The organism is Streptomyces sp. CWNU-52B, from assembly GCF_047444975.1.
Taxonomy (GTDB): domain Bacteria; phylum Actinomycetota; class Actinomycetes; order Streptomycetales; family Streptomycetaceae; genus Streptomyces.
Window position 1 is genome coordinate 1 of sequence record NZ_JBLFJV010000041.1, and the last position, 2,247, is coordinate 2,247.

1 protein-coding gene is annotated in these 2,247 nt (G+C 74.2%); it reads left to right on the plus strand.

Annotated features, from left to right (window positions below; genetic code table 11):
* On the plus strand, nucleotides 1-2,247 hold a 2,247-nt coding region (locus tag ACLVWQ_RS29650; protein ID WP_414112290.1), incomplete at both ends, for a polyketide synthase dehydratase domain-containing protein.

The window sequence follows — 2,247 nt, forward strand, 5'->3', positions numbered from 1 at the left end:
TGCGCAACCTCCGCAGGACCGTCCGGTTCCAGGACGCCATAAGCGAGTTGACCGCCGAGGGCTTCCGACGGTTCCTGGAGGTCAGTCCCCACCCGGTGCTGACGACCGGGGTACAGGCCACGGCCGAGGACCGGGACGTGGACGTGGCCGTCGTGGGCACGCTGCGGCGCGACGAGGGCGACCGGGCACGCCTGCTGCGGTCGGTCGCCGAGGTGTTCGTGACCGGCGCACCGGTGCGGTGGGCGCGGCCGTACGACGAAATCCCCGTGCAGCGGGCCGAGTTGCCGACCTACGCGTTCCAGCGGAAGCGCTACTGGGCGGCAGGGTCCGCCGTCGTGGCCCGCCGTCTGCCGGGCGGCCGGGACGGCATGGACGCCACCGGGCACCCCTTGCTCGACACCGGTGTACCCATGCCCGGGACCGGCGGATCCCTGTTCACAGGGAGCCTGTCGGTGACGGACCAGCCCTGGCTGCGGGACCATGTCGTACAGGGCCTGGTGGTGGTTCCGGGCACGGCGCTGCTGGACATGGTGCTGCGTGCGGCGCAAGCGGTCGGCTGCGACCGGGTGGCCGAGCTGACGCTCGAAGCCCCGCTGGTCCTGACCGAGACCGAGCCGACCCACGTACAGGTGCTCGTGGGCAAGGCGGACCAGGACGGCAGCCGCGAGGTGCATGTCCACGCCCGCCCGCGGAGCGCGCCGTCCGACGGCTGGGTACGGCACGCGCGGGCCGCTCTGACCAGCGGCGGTGGATACGCGACGGTCGCCGGACCGGCGGCATGGCCCCCGGCGGACGGAGAGCCCGTGGAGATCGACGGGCTGTACGAACGGCTGGGCGACAAGGGCCTTGCCTACGGACCGGCGTTCCGCGGCCTGACGGACGTGTGGCGCGGCCCCGGCGGCGAGGTGCTCGGCGAGGTGACCCTGCCGGAGGGGGACCCGGCGGGCTTCGGTATCCACCCCGTGCTGCTGGACGCCGCCCTGCACGCCTGGCTGGCCTGCGAGGACACCACGGGGGAGGCGGAGGACGGCGTACGGCTGCCGTTCCTGTGGACCGGCGTCACCCTGCACGCCACGGGAGCGACCCGGCTCAGGGTCCGGCTCGTTCCGTCCGCCGAGGGCGCGCTGTCGGTGCGGGTCACGGACGCCCAGGGGCGCCCGGTGCTGTCGGCCGACGCCCTGGTCACCCGCCCGCTGAGCGAGGCACGCTTCCCGGCGCCCGCCGGGAGCGGCGCCGCACCGTACCGGGTGGCCTGGAACGCCGTGCGGACGCCGGCAGGAACGGACGGCGCGCTGAGCGTCGCGGTGCTCGGCGCACCGCTCGCCGGCCTCCCCGAGTCGTCGGAGCCGTCCTACGCCGGATGCGCCGACCTGGGCGCACTGCGGGAGCAGCTGACGCGGCAGGGACTCACCGCACCCGGCCACGTCCTGGTGGACGTGGCGGCCGGCCTGCCCACGGGGACCGGTGACGACGTCGCCGCGTCCGCCGAGCGCACCGCCGAGCACGCACTCGGCCTCGTGCAGCAGTGGCTGGCCGACGAGCGCTTCGCCGCATCCCGGCTGGTGCTCGTCACCCGCGGCGCGGTGCAGGCCGGGCACGGCGAAAAGGTGGACGGGCTCGCGGCGGCACCCGTGTGGGGCCTGGTGCGCACGGCACAGACCGAACACCCCGACCGCTTCGTCCTCCTCGACCTGCTGGACGAGCTCGGTGCCCCCGGGCAGGAGACCCGAGGCTCGGAGCCGGGCCCGGTGCTGCGGGCGCTGTCCACGGGCGAACCGCAACTCGCCGTCCGGGGTGAGGACATCCTCGTACCGCGACTCGTCCGCGACGAGTCCGCTCCGGCACCGGACGGGGAACGCCGCGAGCTGCGCCGTGAGCAACGCCGTCTCACCCATGCCGGGAACGGCACCCTCGAAGGCATCGCCTGGAGCCAGGCGCCGGACGACGACAAGGACGACACCCATCGCGGGGACCGGGTCCTGGGGGCGCGGGAGGTACGCGTCGAACTCCGCGCCGTCGGACTCAACTTCCGCGATGTGCTGATCACGCTGGGGATGTACCCGGACGCCGAGAACGCCCCGATGGGCAGTGAGGGCGCGGGTGTGGTGACCGAGGTCGGTTCCGCCGTGACGGGTGTGGCCGTCGGAGACCGGGTGATGGGGATCTGGCAGGGAGGATTCCGCTCCACGGTCGTGGTGGATGAGCGGGTGGTGGTGGGGGTTCCGGTGGGGTGGTCGTTCGTTGAGG